This is a genomic window from Mycobacterium sp. 94-17 (genome assembly GCF_035617725.1).
In the GTDB taxonomy this organism is placed as follows: domain Bacteria; phylum Actinomycetota; class Actinomycetes; order Mycobacteriales; family Mycobacteriaceae; genus Mycobacterium.
The window spans coordinates 23,218-38,561 of the sequence record NZ_JAPIYN010000008.1 but is presented as its reverse complement, the minus strand read 5'-3'; the positions used below and the strand labels follow the sequence as shown (position 1 = coordinate 38,561).

17 protein-coding genes, 1 tRNA gene and 1 pseudogene are annotated in these 15,344 nt (G+C 67.0%); 7 read left to right on the top strand and 12 right to left on the bottom strand.

Going from position 1 to position 15,344, the window contains the following annotated elements; genetic code table 11:
- Nucleotides 1-96: 96 nt before the first annotated feature.
- Both OQ789_RS11565 and OQ789_RS11560 read left to right on the top strand, forming a co-directional pair.
- A complete protein-coding gene (locus OQ789_RS11565) occupies nucleotides 97-1,740 on the top strand; it encodes a DUF4185 domain-containing protein (RefSeq protein WP_324685859.1) in 1,644 nt (547 codons plus the stop codon).
- 40 nt (nucleotides 1,741-1,780) lie between these two features.
- Nucleotides 1,781-2,302 (top strand): hypothetical protein, encoded by a 522-nt coding sequence (locus OQ789_RS11560; RefSeq protein WP_324685858.1) that lies wholly within the window; start codon nucleotides 1,781-1,783, stop codon nucleotides 2,300-2,302.
- Nucleotides 2,303-2,356: 54 nt separating this feature from the next.
- Here OQ789_RS11560 and OQ789_RS11555 read toward each other — a convergent pair whose 3' ends face one another.
- The 5 genes from OQ789_RS11555 to OQ789_RS11535 all read right to left on the bottom strand — a co-directional run bounded on the left by OQ789_RS11555 (nucleotide 2,357) and on the right by OQ789_RS11535 (nucleotide 5,354).
- A complete protein-coding gene (locus tag OQ789_RS11555) occupies nucleotides 2,357-2,836 on the bottom strand; it encodes a CAP domain-containing protein (RefSeq protein ID WP_324685856.1) in 480 nt (159 codons plus the stop codon).
- A gap of 102 nt (nucleotides 2,837-2,938) precedes the next feature.
- Entirely contained in the window at nucleotides 2,939-3,943 is a 1,005-nt protein-coding gene (locus OQ789_RS11550) for a glycoside hydrolase family 6 protein (RefSeq protein ID WP_324685854.1), read from the bottom strand.
- A gap of 256 nt (nucleotides 3,944-4,199) precedes the next feature.
- Nucleotides 4,200-4,289, bottom strand: a tRNA-Ser gene (locus OQ789_RS11545).
- Nucleotides 4,290-4,318: 29 nt separating this feature from the next.
- A complete protein-coding gene (locus OQ789_RS11540; RefSeq protein WP_324685852.1) occupies nucleotides 4,319-4,777 on the bottom strand; it encodes a nucleoside deaminase in 459 nt (152 codons plus the stop codon).
- A 55-nt stretch (nucleotides 4,778-4,832) separates the two neighbouring features.
- Nucleotides 4,833-5,354 carry a tRNA adenosine deaminase-associated protein gene (locus OQ789_RS11535; RefSeq protein WP_324685851.1) on the bottom strand — a complete coding sequence of 174 codons (522 nt, stop codon included), beginning with the start codon at nucleotides 5,352-5,354 and terminating at the stop codon, nucleotides 4,833-4,835.
- An 84-nt stretch (nucleotides 5,355-5,438) separates the two neighbouring features.
- Here OQ789_RS11535 and OQ789_RS11530 point away from each other — a divergent pair, with 84 nt between their 5' ends.
- On the top strand, nucleotides 5,439-6,428 hold the full coding sequence (locus OQ789_RS11530) for a prephenate dehydrogenase (RefSeq protein ID WP_324685850.1): 990 nt from the start codon (nucleotides 5,439-5,441) through the stop codon (nucleotides 6,426-6,428).
- On the opposite strand, the gene OQ789_RS11525 is transcribed toward OQ789_RS11530, so the two are convergent.
- The 5 genes and pseudogenes from OQ789_RS11525 to OQ789_RS11505 all read right to left on the bottom strand — a co-directional run bounded on the left by OQ789_RS11525 (nucleotide 6,391) and on the right by OQ789_RS11505 (nucleotide 10,455).
- Entirely contained in the window at nucleotides 6,391-6,990 is a 600-nt protein-coding gene (locus OQ789_RS11525; protein ID WP_324685848.1) for a putative glycolipid-binding domain-containing protein, read from the bottom strand. The genes OQ789_RS11530 and OQ789_RS11525 overlap by 38 nt on opposite strands.
- A gap of 4 nt (nucleotides 6,991-6,994) precedes the next feature.
- Nucleotides 6,995-7,707: pseudogene (locus OQ789_RS11520) on the bottom strand (ABC transporter permease).
- A complete protein-coding gene (locus OQ789_RS11515) occupies nucleotides 7,704-8,390 on the bottom strand; it encodes an ABC transporter permease (protein WP_324685845.1) in 687 nt (228 codons plus the stop codon). The pseudogene OQ789_RS11520 and the gene OQ789_RS11515 overlap by 4 nt, the downstream one beginning before the upstream one ends.
- Before the next feature lie 3 nt (nucleotides 8,391-8,393).
- Nucleotides 8,394-9,506, bottom strand: a complete 1,113-nt coding sequence (locus tag OQ789_RS11510) for an ABC transporter ATP-binding protein (RefSeq protein ID WP_324685844.1) — start codon at nucleotides 9,504-9,506, stop codon at nucleotides 8,394-8,396.
- Nucleotide 9,507: 1 nt separating this feature from the next.
- Nucleotides 9,508-10,455, bottom strand: coding sequence for an ABC transporter substrate-binding protein (locus tag OQ789_RS11505; RefSeq protein WP_420716099.1), 948 nt, complete (start codon nucleotides 10,453-10,455; stop codon nucleotides 9,508-9,510).
- Between the two features lie 100 nt (nucleotides 10,456-10,555).
- On the opposite strand from OQ789_RS11505, the gene OQ789_RS11500 reads away from it, so the two are divergent.
- Nucleotides 10,556-10,906: a lipopolysaccharide assembly LapA domain-containing protein gene (locus OQ789_RS11500; protein WP_324685842.1), complete on the top strand. Its 351-nt coding sequence runs from the start codon at nucleotides 10,556-10,558 to the stop codon at nucleotides 10,904-10,906.
- On the opposite strand, the gene OQ789_RS11495 is transcribed toward OQ789_RS11500, so the two are convergent.
- The gene (locus tag OQ789_RS11495; RefSeq protein WP_324685840.1) at nucleotides 10,903-11,955 is read right to left on the bottom strand and encodes a phosphotransferase family protein; all 1,053 of its coding nucleotides are present in this window, start codon (nucleotides 11,953-11,955) and stop codon (nucleotides 10,903-10,905) included. The two genes, OQ789_RS11500 and OQ789_RS11495, sit on opposite strands and share 4 nt — an antisense overlap.
- Before the next feature lie 59 nt (nucleotides 11,956-12,014).
- Complete coding sequence (locus OQ789_RS11490; protein WP_324685839.1) at nucleotides 12,015-12,641, bottom strand: histidine phosphatase family protein; 627 nt, start codon at nucleotides 12,639-12,641, stop codon at nucleotides 12,015-12,017.
- A 128-nt stretch (nucleotides 12,642-12,769) separates the two neighbouring features.
- On the opposite strand from OQ789_RS11490, the gene OQ789_RS11485 reads away from it, so the two are divergent.
- The 3 genes from OQ789_RS11485 to OQ789_RS11475 all read left to right on the top strand — a co-directional run bounded on the left by OQ789_RS11485 (nucleotide 12,770) and on the right by OQ789_RS11475 (nucleotide 15,336).
- Nucleotides 12,770-13,441 (top strand): class I SAM-dependent methyltransferase, encoded by a 672-nt coding sequence (locus OQ789_RS11485; RefSeq protein ID WP_324685837.1) that lies wholly within the window; start codon nucleotides 12,770-12,772, stop codon nucleotides 13,439-13,441.
- 70 nt (nucleotides 13,442-13,511) lie between these two features.
- Nucleotides 13,512-14,570 (top strand): phosphotransferase family protein, encoded by a 1,059-nt coding sequence (locus OQ789_RS11480; protein WP_324685836.1) that lies wholly within the window; start codon nucleotides 13,512-13,514, stop codon nucleotides 14,568-14,570.
- Nucleotide 14,571: 1 nt separating this feature from the next.
- Complete coding sequence (locus tag OQ789_RS11475) at nucleotides 14,572-15,336, top strand: SDR family NAD(P)-dependent oxidoreductase (protein ID WP_324685834.1); 765 nt, start codon at nucleotides 14,572-14,574, stop codon at nucleotides 15,334-15,336.
- The last annotated feature ends 8 nt before the right edge of the window (nucleotides 15,337-15,344 follow it).

Here is a 15,344-nt window from a genome sequence, read left to right as displayed (position 1 = left end):
GACGTGAACACGCCGTAGCCCTCCCGGTAGTAGGGTTGTGCCAGTTCAGAAGGGGGCGGCGATGCTTGTCGGTGTTGGTCGACCGCTGACGGCACCATGACGCTACAAAACCTGAGCGAGCCAGAACTGATTGCGTCGGCCGGCGGCGATCCGTGGGCGATCAACCAGAGCTTGCAGGCCGGCAGCCCGTTTCAGATCGACCGCTTGGCGGAGGCCTTTCACAACGCCGGCCGGTGCACCGCTGCGGCCAGCGAGGAGTTCGCGCAGGCACGCAAACGCTTCGAGTCCGCCTGGAACCACCAGAACGGTGACCACCCGATCAACGACTCCGATGAAGTGCAGCGGGTGACCAAATCGCTTGGTGCGCAGTCCGAGAAGTTGCCCAAGATCGGTGCCGACCTGGAAAACATCGCCGCCGCGCTGGCCGACGCCCAAAAACAAGGGGCTCGCGAGATCGCCACCCTGGATAGTGAGCTGCGAGGGCTCGACAGACTCATCGGTGCGATAAATGACGATCTGAAGCTCGACCTTTCCGCGAAGGAACGCGAGAAACTAGAGGCACTGAAGAAGGCTGCGCACGCGGACGCGGTGGACGACGTCCGCGATGCGGTCAAGCAAATGACTTCTATTCGCAACGCCTACTCGGAGACTTTGCGTAAATCAATGGACTCTCTGCATGCCGACGGATACGACCCCCCGACCACCGTGGACACCTGGATGGAAAGTCCGTTGAGACTCGGTGAGGTAAGGGACCTCGGGCCGATCGCCGGCACCGGTGGCATTCCGGGCATCCCGGGGATCGGGGCGGCGGACTTAGGGGAAGTTGTCGAGATACCCGGACAGCCCGGGAAGTACCTCGCCATTTTCGGAGATTCGTTCTCTGGCAATAAGGTTGGCGAGGGCGACCACTATCGATCCGTGGCCGTGCCGGTGACCTTCGACGCCGAAGGACACCCACATTTCGGGGCGCCGTTGACGGGGCCAAAAGACAGCGGGACCGAGCTGTTCCCCATGCCGGCTGAGGCGATCAAGGCAGGGATCAGCGACACGCTGCCCTCTGGGACGATCGCGCTGGGAGACAAAACCTACATGATGGTGACCGGCACCACGGGAAACCTCAAGCCAGCGGCTTCGTGGCTGGTCGAAGTGAACGGTGATCCGGGCAAGGGGTGGGCGATGGTGCCGGGTTCGTATCGGACCGCCGCCGAAGCACCCACCCAGGTCAGCGGCTACAGAGGCTCAGACGGCAAGGTCTATATCGCCGCCGATTCCTTCGACCGCAACGGCAGGGTCACCATGTACCGGGCGGATCCTGCCGACGTGTTCAATCGTGCCAAGTGGCAGCCCTGGACCGGAAAGGATTGGGGGCAGCCATGGGAACACCCCACGACGGTGAGTAATGATCGCTACGGCGAGCTCAGCTTCCGGGAAATCGGTGGCAAGCCCGTCCTCTCTGGCTTCAACCGAGATGCAGATGGGGGGCGGGTCGAAGTACGGGTCGGAGCCAGCCCCACCGATATGTTCGGCTCAGACGCACGCACCACCGTCGTCGTACAGAACGGCGACCCAGGCGCGCCGAAGTTCATACCGCAACCGTACGGAGGATACATCTTGCCCGGCTCGACATTGGACGATTTGAAAATATTTGCCAGTCAATGGAATACGGCTAACGATCCCAACGGTGTCCCGTTCGGTACGCCGTACAACACTCGAGAGCTTCAAGTCAGCCCCTATCATTGATTGCACAACCTCATCGCCCGCCTGAACCGATTGGAAAGCAATGTTGGTCAAGGTGTTCGCCAGCATCACCGTGCTTGCCGGCGCTGCCCTTTCAGGGGCGTGCGCCGCGCATGCCGACCCACTCAAATTCCCCGACTTGAGCGGCTATGCACCTGTGAATGTCAAAGATTACGATATTTCGGTTCCCAACCCCGGACAGCCGCCTGACCAGACGGTCTATTTCCTCACCCCGGATGGCGTAATCTGCAGTTTCATTTCCGGCGAAGCCGAGTGCAGGGGAAACAACCTGCCCGCGATACCTCCCGCGCCGTCAAATCCCAATGCCGGAATCACCGGGGTTAACTGGATAGGAACAACGACGGGGATAAAGCAGACGAATGAGGGCGAGCAATCACGTGTGATCGACGGACAACCCATCAGAACACTTCCGCCGTCGCACTCCATCACCGTCAACGGGATCATCTGCGGCGTCGACAACGCCGGCACGACCGCGTGCAAAGATCCGCAAGGTCGTGGCTTCGTGCTGTCGCCGCACGGCTCCGGCTGGCTGCCTCACGTGTGAATGCCGGCGGGGTAAGCCACACGCACAATCCGAAAGAGCTTTGCCCAAAGGGTTTTACGACGCGGCGAAGTCACCGACGGCGGTCATCTTGGTGCCGTCCCAGGCTGTGGCGAAGCCGCCTGCGTTATATGCACAGTTCAAAATGATGTCGCGGTGAGGCGGACTCTGCATCCACATGTCGAGGGCTTCCTTGGCAGTCGCAGCGGATCCGGTGCCCCAGAAGACGATCTCACCCGAATACCTGCTCCGATAGCCCGCAGCGGTGATCCGCGCCTGCGGCGACGAGCCGTCCGAGCCGACGTGTCCGCTTATCCCGCTGCGCAGCATGTCGTCGGCATGGCGCTGGGCCGCTTCGGTCAGGCGCGGGTCGTCGCTGATCGGCCCGCATCCTGGGCGAAGCTGGTTGATTCCGTTGTACAGCGCTACGCCCGAATCGTCTGCGCGCGCGATGAAACCGGACACCGCGCCGGGAGCCGTCGTGATGAAGGCAGTGCAGATCGCGAAAACGGCGATGATCTCGACCTTTTTGGCCATGGTGCCTCTTGCCGCGCGCTCGCGTTGCTGCTTTTGGTACCCAAATGTTATCGATTTTCAACCAACGGTGGTCGCGAATCGCAAATTTGTGGCGCACCGCTGCTAGTGGCCGGCATTGCGCGCCAAGTCGATCGCGTACTGGCTGACGAAGTGGCCGGCCGGAGGATCACCTTTGCCGCACGTTCCGTCGGATTCACCGGGACGTTTGATCCACAGGTACGCGTCGGCGTGCGCTCCCGCGGTGGCCGCGGTGGGCGGTGTGCCCAAAGCCCGGCCGGCGGGGTTGCACCAGTTGAGGTTGGAGTCGGGTGCGGGACCGGCGCCATTGCGCGATGTGTCGATCACGTAGTGCGAACCATTCGTGAGCCCGGAAATCGCTTCGCCGTAACCGATTTCGTCCTCGGTGGTGAAAAAGTTCGCGGTGTTGATGCTGAAGCCACGCGCGTGCCCGACGCCCGCCTGATTGAGCCGGGCGGCCATGTCGTCGGCGCTGTGCCAGCGCAGGTGACCCGCGTCCACGTAGACCGCCGCGTTCGGATCGCGGGTCAACGTGTCGACGGCGTAGCGAATCAGGTCGAAGCGCTCCTGGCGCGCATCACCCGACAGGCAGTCGGCCATGGCCAGCGCGTCGGGTTCGACGACGATCGCCACCCGGGAGGCGCCCACGCCGTTTGCGATGCCGTCGATCCACCCACGGTAGTCGTCGGCCGATCCCATGCCACCCGCAGCGAAGCTGCCACAGTCACGGTGCGGGATTCCGTACACCGCCAGCACCGGGATGGCGCCCGCCGCGTTCGCGTCGCCGACATACTTGCCGACCGTTCCCGCCGAGCCGCCCGGGACGATCCAGTACGCCTGCGGGGTGTTGGCGATCGCGGTCAACTCGGGGCTCGGCGGATCGGCGCTCTGCGCGGCGCGCATGGCGGCCGACATCGGGTTGACGTAGAACGGCGCGCCGGCCAACGGGTCGCCGTCGGCGACCAGGCGCACCTGCTGGGCGGAACGGGCCTGCGGCGGGCCGGTATTCGGAGCCATGGCGGCCACGGCCGCGATCGTGAGCAGCGGAACGATCCATCGCGCGGCTGCACCGGCGGCTGAGAACTTCACCCCAGGGAAATTAGTGGTTCGCACGCGTCGAACGCCAATCGCCGACGATCGGCGATGGCGCTTCGGCCAGTTAGTCCCGGGTCAGCTTTCCGAGTCGTCGGCGCCAGGGGGCTGCGCGTCGGGGCCGTTTTCACCCTCGGTGGCCTGAGGGGGTTGTTCGTCGCCTTCCGGCGGGGGCTGTTCGGCGGTGGTCACGGTGTGACTTCTACCCGGGTTCACCGGGCGGGAAACCACGGCAGCGCAGGGACCTGGGCTTTGGCGGTGGCGGAGGGATTTGAACCCTCGGACGGTTTTAGCCGTCACACGCTTTCGAGGCGTGCTCCTTAGGCCGCTCGGACACGCCACCGCCGAGCAGCTTACCCAACCGAAGGCCCGTCACCCCAATCGCTGGCGGGCGAAGAAGGCCTCCAGGGGCGCGGCGCACTCCTGCGCCAACACGCCACCGCGCACTTCCGGCCGGTGATTGAGGCGACGGTCGCGGACCACGTCCCATAGCGATCCGACCGCGCCGGTCTTGGGCTCCCACGCGCCGAACACCAGCCGGGCGACGCGGGCCAGCACCAGCGCGCCCGCGCACATGGTGCACGGTTCGACGGTGACCGCCAGCGTGGCGCCTTCCAGCCGCCACCCGTCTCCAAGGACTTCGGCCGCCGCTCGCAGTGCCAGGATCTCGGCGTGGGCGGTCGGGTCTGCCCGCGCCTCGCGGGCGTTGACCGCCCGCGCCAGTTCCGTTCCGTCGGTGCCGATCACCACCGCACCGATGGGCACGTCGCGGGGGCCGGCCGTCGCGGCGACCGCCAGCGCGGAACGGATCAGATCTTCGTCAGCGATCACCGACCGACCCTGATGGTGGCGACCCGCTGCGCCCGGCTCCGCCGCGCGTCAGCGATCACCGACCGAGGCGGTCGATCACCGCCGAAAGCTGATCGGCGAACCCCATCTCGCGGGCGATACGCCCCAACTGCTCGTCGGCGTACAGGTCGGTCTCGTCGAGGATGACCCCCAGCACCGCCTCGGGCAATCCGACGTCGGACAACAGCCCTAAGTCGCCCTCCTCGAAGGGATCCGAGTCCTCGAGGTCCTCGGGATCGATGTCGGCGTCCAACTTGTCGAGCACTTCGGCGGCGATGTCGTAGTCCAGCGCGGCGGTGGCGTCGGAAAGCAACAACCGCGTCCCGGACGGGGCCGGGCGCACGATGACGAAGAATTCGTCATCCACGTCCAGCAGCCCGAAGACCGCCCCGGAACTGCGCAATTCGCGCAACTCGGTCTCCGCTGCCGACAAGCTCGCCAGCGACTTGCGCGCCATCGGAGCACAGCGCCACTGCCCCTCTTCGCGCACCACCGCGACGCCGAACCCGTCCGGCGTGTCCGCGGACAGGCCCTGGGCAGAGGCCCGTTGTGCTCCCATGGCCGCTTACGGTAGTCCCTGACCAGGTCCCTGGCCAGATGGCTCACGGCAGCCGCGACATCTGACGGCGCCGTTCCCGACCGGATGTGCCAACCTTTAAATGTGGCAAGCCCTCCTTCTAAAACACCGGTATGCGTACTCGGGCTGGGGCTGGTCGGCGGATCGATTATGCGGGCCGCCACGGCAGCCGGCCGTGAAGTGTTCGGCTACAACCGCTCGGTGGAGGGCGCGCAGGCCGCGACCGCCGACGGCTTCGACGCGGCCACCGACCTGACGGCCACTTTGTCTCGCGCCGCCGACGCCCGGGCGCTGATCGTGCTGGCCGTGCCTATGCCGGCGATGCCGGGCATGCTCGCCCACATCAAAGCGACGGCTCCGCGGTGTCCGTTGACCGACGTGACCAGCGTCAAGCAAGCGGTGCTCGAGCAGGTCGTCGCGGCCGGCCTGCAGGAACGGTTCGTCGGGGGCCACCCGATGGCGGGCACGGCGCATTCGGGATGGGCCGCCGGCTACGCCGGATTGTTCACCCGAGCCCCGTGGGTGGTCAGTGTCGACGATCACGTCGATCCGGCGGTCTGGTCGATGGTGATGACGCTGGCGCTGGACTGCGGCGCGGTGGTCGTGCCGGCCAGGTCCGACGAACACGACGCCGCCGCGGCGGCCATCTCGCACCTGCCCCACGTGCTCGCCGAGGCGCTGGCCGTCGTGGCCGGAGACGTCCCGCTGGCCTTCGCCTTGGCCGCCGGCTCGTTTCGCGACGGGACCCGGGTGGCGGCCACCGCCCCGGACCTGGTCCGGGCGATGTGCGAAGGCAATTCCGATCAGCTGGTGCCCGTCGCCGATCGCGCCATCGAGCTGTTGACTCGTACCCGCGAATCGCTGGCTTCCCATCACTCCGTCGCCGACCTCATCGAGGCCGGGCATGCCGCACGAACGCGTTACGACAGCTTCCCGCGCACCGAAATCTTCCACGTCGTCGTCGGCGCGGAGGACTGGCGACAAGAACTGGCCGCCGCGGGCCGGGCCGGCGGGGTGATCAGATCCGCTCTGCCAAGCCTGGATAGTCGACGATGAATCCGTCTTCGTCGACGCTCAGCGTGGTGTCGGAGATCGGGGATCGCAGCTTGATCTGGTCCAGGCTGCCGATGCTGCTGTAGCTCACCGTGTCCGCGGTGATGGACATCTCCGGCAGGTGCACGTAGACCACGGGCAGCGTGACCGACGCCGCCTGCTCGTGCAACCCGAGCCGTCGGACGGGCAGCGCATTGAAAAACGGGCTGAACACGACATCGACGTCGAGCGCACCGTTGTAGGCCGCGCGGTGCTCGCCCTGATGGTCGGTGACCAGCCACATGTTCTCTTCGTCGCGGGCGAAGGAGAAGACGCGCTCCCGCTCGGCCAGGGTCACCGTCATCCCGAGTCGTTTGGTGGCCCCGGCCTCATCGGTCTGCAGGTCGTAATAGGCGCCGAATGCCGGGTTCGTGGCGGTGGCGGCGGAAACGATGCGGCCATTGGCCTTGATCCTGTTGCCGGACACCTGGATTCGTACCGATTCCATCCGCAGGGAATCCTGTGCGCGCCAAGTGAGCATCGCCTGCCATACGCGGCGAGACGGTTCGGAGGGGGCTGCGTTCACTCACCTACCGTAAGGCGTGCCCGCCAACCGGTGCGGAAGTGCCCGGTATGTCCGCCGCAGCCGCCCGGTGCCCGGCACCGAAAACCACACCGCCAGCGCCAGCAGCCCGTCTAGCGCCAGCGCCAACGCGGCCACCATCAGCGCCCCTACCAGGGCGAGATGAAACTCACGTTCCTCGATCCCGTCGATCAGGTACCGGCCCAGACCACCGAGGCTGGCGTAGGCGGCCACGGTCGCGGTGGCGACCACCTGCAGCGTCGCATTCCGCAGCCCGCCCAGGATCAACGGCAGCGCATTGGGCATCTCGACGCGCAACAACACCTGGGCCTCCGTCATGCCCACGGCCCGGGCGGCATCGACCACCGTCGGCTCGACGTTGGCGATCCCGGCATAGGTGCCGGCCAGCAATGCCGGCACACCCAGCAGCATCAGCGCCACCAACGACGGACCCAGGCCCAACCCGAACAGCAGCGTCCCGAACAGCAGCACGCCCAGCGTGGGCAGGGAGCGCAGGCTGTTGACGGCGCCCACCACCAGCAGGGTGCCGCGGCCGGTGTGACCGATGATCATCCCGACGGGTATCGCGACGAGCGCCGAGGCGCCCACCGCCAAAGCGGTGTACTCGAGGTGCTCGAGGATGCGGGCCGCAAGCCCGACCGGGCCGGTCCAGTTGTCGGCGGTCAGCACATAGGAGATCGCCCGCCCGACGAAGTTCACCGCGCACCGCCCACCACGGGGGCCACGACCGAGCGGCGGCCGCTGCCGCGGGTGGCGTGTGCCCACGGTGTGGCCAGCCGCCCGGCCAACATGATGAGCACGTCGATGACCACCGCCAGCCCGAACAGCGCGATGATGCCGGCCAGGATCTGATCGCTCTTGTCGGTCTGGTATCCCTGGGTGAACCAGCTTCCCAGCCCGCCGATGCCGATCACCGAGCCGACCGAAACCATCGCGATATTGGTGACCACGACCACCCTGAGCCCGGCGACGAGCACCGGAACCGCAAGCGGCAGTTCCACCTTCATCATCCGCGTGATGGGCGGGTAGCCGACCGCGGTGGCGGCGTCACGCACCTGGGTGGGGACCGCGTCCAGCGCCTCGAGCACCCCCCGCACCAGCAGCGCGGCGGAGTAGGCGGTCAATGCCACCACCACGTTGGCCTCGTCGAGGATGCGGGTCCCGATCAGCATCGGCAACGCCACGAACAGCGCCAGCGACGGAACGGTGAACACGACGCCGGCGGCCGCCGTCGTCAAGCGGCGGGCGATCCGCCTGCGCTGCACCAGCATGCCCAGCGGCAGCGCGATCGCCAGCCCGATCAGCACGGGCACCAACGACAGCCGCAGATGTATGACGGTCAGTCCCCAGGCCTCGTGGAGATGGGTGAGCAGATAGCGCATCGGCTAGCTCCCCCAAGGTTCCGTCGAGCCCAGCCGCCGGGCCTGGACCGCGGCCAACACGTCGGCAGCCAGCACACCGCCGATCACCTCGCCGCCGTCGTCGACGGCGACGCCGATGCCCGACGGCGACGACAGCGCCGCGTCCAGCGCGTGACTCAGATTGCCCCCGGGCCGAAACAGGGATCCGACGCCACTGATGGTGTCCGCCAACGCGGCACCGTCGCGGTGCCGACGCATTCCCGCGCCGTCGATCCAGCCGAGCGGCGCACCGGAATCGTCGATGACCAACGCCCAGCCGCCGGACAGGCTTTCCCCGGATAGCGTTGCGGCCGTTACTTGTTCGAGATCGCACAGTGTCAGCCCGGTCGCGTCGATCAGTTGCAGCCATCGATAGCCGCGGCCCAGCCCGATGAACCGCGATACGAAGTCATTGGCCGGTCGTGACAACAGCCGGCCCGGGTCGTCGTACTGCTGCAGCGAACCGCCCTTGAACACCGCCACCCGTTCACCGAGCCGCAGCGCTTCATCTATGTCGTGGGTGACGAAAACGATCGTTTTGTGCAATTCGCTTTGCAGGCGCAGTATTTCGTTCTGCAGGTCGTGGCGAACCACCGGATCGACGGCGGAGAACGGCTCATCCATCAACAGGATCGGCGGGTCGGCGGCCAGCGCTCGCGCCACGCCGACGCGCTGCTGCTCGCCCCCGGAGAGCTGCGCGGGGTAGCGGGTCGCGAGCCCGGCGTCCAGGCCCACCCGTTCCAGCACCGCGTACGCGGCCTTGCGCGCGGCACGGCGGGACTGGCCACGCAGGACGGGAACCGTTGCAACGTTGTCGATTACGCGCTGGTGGGGCATTAAGCCCGCTTGCTGTATGACGTATCCCATCCCGAGCCGCAGCTTGACCGGGTCCTGGGTGGAAATGTCGACGCCGTCGATGGTGATGTTGCCCGAGGTGGGCTCGATCATCCGGTTGATCATCCGCAGCGCGGTGGTCTTGCCGCTGCCGGAGGACCCGACGAACACGGTGAGCTTGCCGTCGGGGATGCTCAGGCTGAGCCGGTCGACGACGGTGTTCCCGTCGGCGAAGGCCTTGCTGACGTTGTCGAAGACGATCACGTCATCCTCCGATCGGATGACTAAAGCCGTTGTCGCGTACCCAGTTTCGCGCGGCCACGTCGGGATCGACACCGGCGTTCCCCGACACCGCGGCGTTGAGGCCGGCGACACCGGACGTGGTCAGCTTCGCGGACACGGCATCGAGCACGTCTTTGAGGCGGTCGGACTTCTTCTGCGAATTAAGCAGCGGCACAATGTTTCCGACCACGAAGTTGTGTTCTGGGTCGTCGAGTACCACCAGGTGGTCCTGCGGTATGGCCGGTGACGTGGCGAAGATGTTGGCGGCATTGACCCTCCCCCCGACCAGGGCGCGCGCGGTGACCGCACCGCCACCGTCGTCGATGGCCACGAAGTTGCCCGGCCTGATGTCGAGTCCGTACTTCTGCCGCAGCCCCGGCAGCCCGCTCGGCCGAGTCGCGAAGGCCGAGGGCGCCCCGAATCGCACATCGGCCGAATGGGCGGCCAGGTCGGCGATCGCCTTGAGGTTCCAGGAGTTCGCCGTTTGGCCGGTCACGCTGACCGTGTCGGTGTCGGCGGCCGGCGCGGGCGTCAGGATGGACAGGTCGGCGGGCAGCCGTCGGGAGAGCTCCCGCTCGACATCGGGCAACGTGGTGGCATCGGACTGCGGTGCGAGATAGAGCAGCAGATTGCCGATGTACTCGGGCACCAGGTCGATGGAATGGTCTTTGAGCGCAGGGATATACGTTTCGCGGCTGCCGATCCCCATTCGCTTGCCGACTTCGAAACCATTGGCCCGCAATGCTTGTGCGTAGATCTCGGCGATGATTTGTGATTCCGGGAAGTTGCCCGAGCCGATGACGATCGAGTTGGGGCTGCGGACCTGTACCCCCAACGGATCGGAATTGCTGCACGCCGCAACGACGGACATCGCGATGATCAGCGCCGCCGGGCGCATCGTCAGCCCCCGCAGCCGCGACGTTGCCGTCATATCGCCGACCCTAACCCCCGGACGGCGCGCATGCGGGCCTGCCAGCAACGGTTCCGCCGAATCGGTTTCATTCTGCTCCGGATAGGGCAAAGATGGCACTATGAGCAGCCAAACCCCTGCCTCGCCCGGGCAGCAGCCCCCCAAGCCCACTCCCGCGTCCAAGGCCGGCCCCCCCGCCACGGAACCGGCGATCGGGTTCACCCGCGCCGGCGCGCTCTGGTCCTCGCTGTTCGCCGGATTCGTAATCCTCATCGTGTTGCTGATTTTCATCACCCAGAACACGACACCCGCGGACTTTCAGTTCCTGGGGTGGCACTGGAGCCTGCCCAAGGGGGTGGCGATCCTGCTGGCTGCCGTAGTGGGCGGACTGATCACCGTGGCCGTCGGCACCGCACGGATTTTGCAGCTTCGCCGCGCGGCGAAGAAGCACCACGCGGCCGCCGGGCGCTAGCCGGGCAGCTTGGCCAGTTCGGCCAGACCGCGGGAGATCAACGGCGCCACCACCTCGGGGGCGTGCTCCGATGCGTCGCCCGCGCCGCGGGCCTGATCCGACATCCGCCGGCGGAAGTCGATGCCCGCGGCGATGATCGCGAGCTTGAAATACGCCAGCGCCATGTAGAACTCCCAATGCGCCAGCGGTATCCCGGCCACCAGCGAATACCGGTCGGCCAGCTCGTCGGCCGTCGGCAGCAAAGGTGACGTCCACGCGGCTTGCGCGTTGACGATCAAATCCAGGGCGGGGTCGCGGTACACGCACATCAGTGCCGCGTCGGACAGCGGATCCCCCAGGGTGGACAGCTCCCAGTCGACGACCGCACGAACCTTGGTCGGGTCGTCGGCGTCCAGGATTGTGTTGTCGATCCGGTAATCGCCGTGCACGATCGACGTCCGGCTCTGCTGCGGAATCGCCTCGCCCAGACCGGAATGCAGTCGCTCTACGTCCGCATCGCGCCGATCCTGCGGCAATCGCACCAGCGACCATTGCGAGCCCCAGCGCCGCACCTGACGCTCCAGATAGCCGCTGGGCTTGCCGAAATCGGCCAGACCGACCGCGCCCGGGTCGACGTTGTGCAGGTCGACGAGTACCCGGATCAACGAGTCGACGCAGCCCCCGATGACTGTGTGGCTGAACGATTCGAGTTGCGCGCGACGGCGTACCACCTGGCCGGCGACGAACTCGACGATCTGGAAGGGGGCGCCCAGCACCGAATCGTCCTCGCAGAGCCCGATCGTGCGCGCCACCGGAACCGGAGTGTCCTGCAGCGCCGCGACGACGCGGTACTCGCGGGCCATGTCGTGCGCCGACGGGGTCAACCCGTGCAGCGGGGGCCGCCGCACCAGCCAACTGGTGCTGTCGTCGTAGACACGGAACGTCAGATTGGAGCGGCCACCGGAGATGAAGTCCGCACGCAACTCGCCATCGCGCCCGATTCCGAGTGAACGCAGGTACCGGTCCAGCGAGGCCAGGTCGAGCCCCTCGAGTTGGTCAGCTGAAGTCACCGAACTTGTCTACCATCGCCCACCTCGCTCCGACGCGGCAACCGCGATCTGCTTTTCGCTCAGCCCGCGTCGTCGTCGAGCAGCCGCTGGTTTCGCGGCAACAGGTCCCAGACGTGTTCGGTGGTGTTGACCGCAGCGACCGTCGCCTGGCCGGACCGGGAGAACAACAGCCGGGTGACCGACGCGTAGTCGACGGGAAAGGACAGCAACCGGGCGGTGCCGAGAATTTCGTGCAGGAGGACGTTGATGACCCCGCCATGGCTGAACACCGCGACGGTGTCCTCGGGCGCGGCGGCGGCCACGAGGTCGTCGACCGCGGCGCGCACCCGGGCGCGAAAAGCGTCCTCGTCGACCGCGCTGGGCAGGTGCCCCTGCGCCAGCCGGGCCCATTCCTCGGGCATCTCCGCGCGGATCTGCTCGACGGGGATGTACACCGTGAGGTCGCGGTCGTACTCGGCGAAGCGATCGTCGATCTCGACGGCCAGCCCACGGTCCGCCGCGACCGGTTCGGCGGTCTGGATGGCCCGGCGCTGCGGGCTGCTCACCACCCGCGCGATCGGAAACCTGGCGAGCGCCTTGGGTAGTCGCTCGATCTGGGCGAACCCCTCCTCCGACAGGTCCGGGTCCGAACCTTGGCCGTGCTCACTGCGCAGCGGCAGCGCGTGCCTGACCAGAAGCACTTGCATAGGTATCCCGTCTCGTCGAAAGGTTGTGCCGGATTCGAAGTCTCTCATCGCCTCGTGCGCGTCGTTCAGGGCGTGCACAATGGCATCGCCGTGCCTGGCCCAACAGCGCTTGATACCGAGGAGAACGGATGACCGAACCCGACCGCGACTGGGACGCCGCCTACCGGCAGCCCGCCCCGCCCCCGTGGAGCATCGGCCGGCCCCAACCGGAGCTGGCGCGGATCATCGAGGAAGGCAAGGTCCGCGGCGAAGTGCTGGACTCCGGCTGTGGCCACGCCGCGCTCGCGCTGACCGTCGCCGCGCTCGGCCACACCGTCGTCGGACTGGACGTCAGCGCGACCGCGATCGAGGCGGCCACCGCCGCGGCCGCCGAGCGGAGCCTGACCACGGCCACGTTCGCGCAGGCCGACATGACCAGCTTCGGTGGCTATGACGGCCGATTCTCCACCATCTTCGACAGCGGGCTGTTTCACGCGGTGCCCCCGGACCGGCGCCAGGGCTACATCCGGTCCATCTTCCGCGCCGCGGCGCCGGGCGCGGCGCTGTATATCCTCGCCTTCGCCGCCGGCGCACTGGACGATGCCCACTCAGCCCGGCCCGGCCCGACCGGATTCACCGAGACCGAGCTGCACGACGCCGTCGCCGCGCGGTGGCGGGTGGACGACATACGCGCGGCGAAGGTGTACGGCACCGACGACGCGGCCGCGTCGCCGGACAGCCCGCTTGCCCACTTGGAGCACGACGACCAGGGCCACTTCATGGCGCCCGGATTCCTGCTGAGCGCGCACAAAGAGGGCTGAATCGATTCCCTCTCCGCATGGAGAATGCTATTCTCCATGCGGAGATTGGGGTGTGCGATGCTGCCGGACGGTGACTCACGTGGGTGAAACGGGACTCGACGCGGGCGTACTCGCCCGGTGGCTGGATGCCCACGACGCGCCGGGTGGCGGCGAAGTGCCACGGCTGACCCAGCTGAAGGGCGGCTCGCAGAACACCCTGTATCTCATCGAGCGCGGCCCCTCGGAGGCGCCGGCGAAGATGGTGTTGCGCATGCCCGGCGCCCGGGCCGACGCCGCCCGCATCGACGGGCTGCTGCGGGAGATCCGCCTGGTTCGCGCACTGTCCGGCACCGACGTCCCGCACGCGGCGCTCATCGCGGCCGACGACACCGGCGCCGTGCTGGGGATGCCGTTCTACGTCATGCAGGCGATCGACGGGTGGAGCCCGATGGACGGCGGATGGCAGCCGCCGTTCGACACGGACTTCGAGGCCCGGCGCGGCCTGGCCTTCCAACTGATCGACGGCGCGGCCAGGCTGGGCCGAGTGAACTGGCGCGAGCAAGGCCTCGAGGGCTTCGGCCGCCCCGACGGATTCCACGAGCGGCAGGTCGATCGCTGGCTGTCGTTTCTCGACGCCTACAAGCTCCGCGAGCTGCCGGGTCTGGACGAGGCGTCCGACTGGCTGCGCCGCAACCGCCCGGCGCATTACCGGGCGGGCATCATGCACGGCGACTACCAGTTCGCCAACGTGATGTTCGCGCACGGTGGGCCGGCGCGGCTGGCCGCGATCGTGGACTGGGAGATGACCACCGTCGGCGATCCGCTGCTCGACCTGGCGTGGTGCCTGCTGGGCTACGACGGTGAAAAACCGCGCGAGGACGGGTTCTATCTCGACATGCGCGGCATGCCCACGCGCAGCGAGCTGCTGGAGCACTACGAAACCGTCAGCGGCTTGTCGACCGAGAACATCGACTATTACCTGGTGCTGGCCAACTGGAAGCTGGGCATCGTGCTGGAGAAAACCTATGCGCATGGGGAACGCACCGGAAAGGTCGATCCGAAGATCAAAGACGCGTTCGGCCCGATGATTCTGCAGCTCATCGCGACGGCGGCCGAGCTCGCCCGCTCGCTGCCGGCCAAGGCGCGTTGAAATGGGTTATGCCGAACAGCTTTTCGATCTCACCGACCGGGTGGTACTGATCACCGGTGGCAGCCGCGGTCTGGGCCGAGAGATGGCGTTCGGCGCCGCCCGCCACGGCGCCGACGTGGTGATCGCCAGCCGCAACCTGGACAACTGCGTGGCGGTCGCCAAAGAGATCGAGGCCGAAACCGGCCGCAGCGCAATGCCCTACCAGGTGCACGTGGGCCGGTGGGATCAGCTCGACGGCCTGGTCGAGGCGACCTACACGCGGTTCGGCAAGGTCGACACCTTGATCAACAATGCCGGCATGTCGCCGCTGTACGACAAGCTCACCGACGTCACCGAGAAGCTGTTCGACTCGGTGGTCAACCTCAATCTCAAAGGGCCATTTCGGCTTTCGGCGCTGGTGGGCGAGCGAATGGTAGCCGCGGGGCGCGGTTCGATCATCAACGTGAGCACCGCAGGATCACTGCGCCCGACTCCCGACATCATTCCGTATGCCTGCGCCAAGGCCGGACTAAACGCGATGACCGAGGCGCTGGCGAAGGCGTTCGGGCCGGCGGTGCGGGTCAACACGTTGATGGCCGGGCCGTTTCTCACCGACGTGAGCAAGGCCTGGAACCTCGATGCGGCCACCCGCAATCCGTTCGAACACCTGTCACTCAAGCGCGCCGGCGATCCCTCCGAAATCATCGGCGCCGCACTGTTTTTAGCGTCCGACGCATCCAGCTTCACCACCGGCTCCATCCTGCGGGCCGACGGCGGCATCCCCTGACGAGAGGA

What these genes read in the sequence shown, in the direction of transcription:
- OQ789_RS11500 (WP_324685842.1), top strand. Translation starts at nt 10,556, where the DNA reads ATGAGCAGCCAAACCCCTGCCTCGCCCGGGCAGCAGCCCCCCAAGCCC.
- OQ789_RS11560 (WP_324685858.1), top strand. Translation starts at nt 1,781, where the DNA reads ATGTTGGTCAAGGTGTTCGCCAGCATCACCGTGCTTGCCGGCGCTGCC.
- OQ789_RS11515 (WP_324685845.1), bottom strand. Translation starts at nt 8,390, where the DNA reads ATGCGCTATCTGCTCACCCATCTCCACGAGGCCTGGGGACTGACCGTC.
- OQ789_RS11555 (WP_324685856.1), bottom strand. Translation starts at nt 2,836, where the DNA reads ATGGCCAAAAAGGTCGAGATCATCGCCGTTTTCGCGATCTGCACTGCC.
- OQ789_RS11490 (WP_324685839.1), bottom strand. Translation starts at nt 12,641, where the DNA reads ATGCAAGTGCTTCTGGTCAGGCACGCGCTGCCGCTGCGCAGTGAGCAC.
- OQ789_RS11565 (WP_324685859.1), top strand. Translation starts at nt 97, where the DNA reads ATGACGCTACAAAACCTGAGCGAGCCAGAACTGATTGCGTCGGCCGGC.
- OQ789_RS11475 (WP_324685834.1), top strand. Translation starts at nt 14,572, where the DNA reads ATGGGTTATGCCGAACAGCTTTTCGATCTCACCGACCGGGTGGTACTG.
- OQ789_RS11535 (WP_324685851.1), bottom strand. Translation starts at nt 5,354, where the DNA reads ATGGGAGCACAACGGGCCTCTGCCCAGGGCCTGTCCGCGGACACGCCG.
- OQ789_RS11485 (WP_324685837.1), top strand. Translation starts at nt 12,770, where the DNA reads ATGACCGAACCCGACCGCGACTGGGACGCCGCCTACCGGCAGCCCGCC.
- OQ789_RS11505 (WP_420716099.1), bottom strand. Translation starts at nt 10,455, where the DNA reads ATGACGGCAACGTCGCGGCTGCGGGGGCTGACGATGCGCCCGGCGGCG.
- OQ789_RS11530 (WP_324685850.1), top strand. Translation starts at nt 5,439, where the DNA reads ATGTGCCAACCTTTAAATGTGGCAAGCCCTCCTTCTAAAACACCGGTA.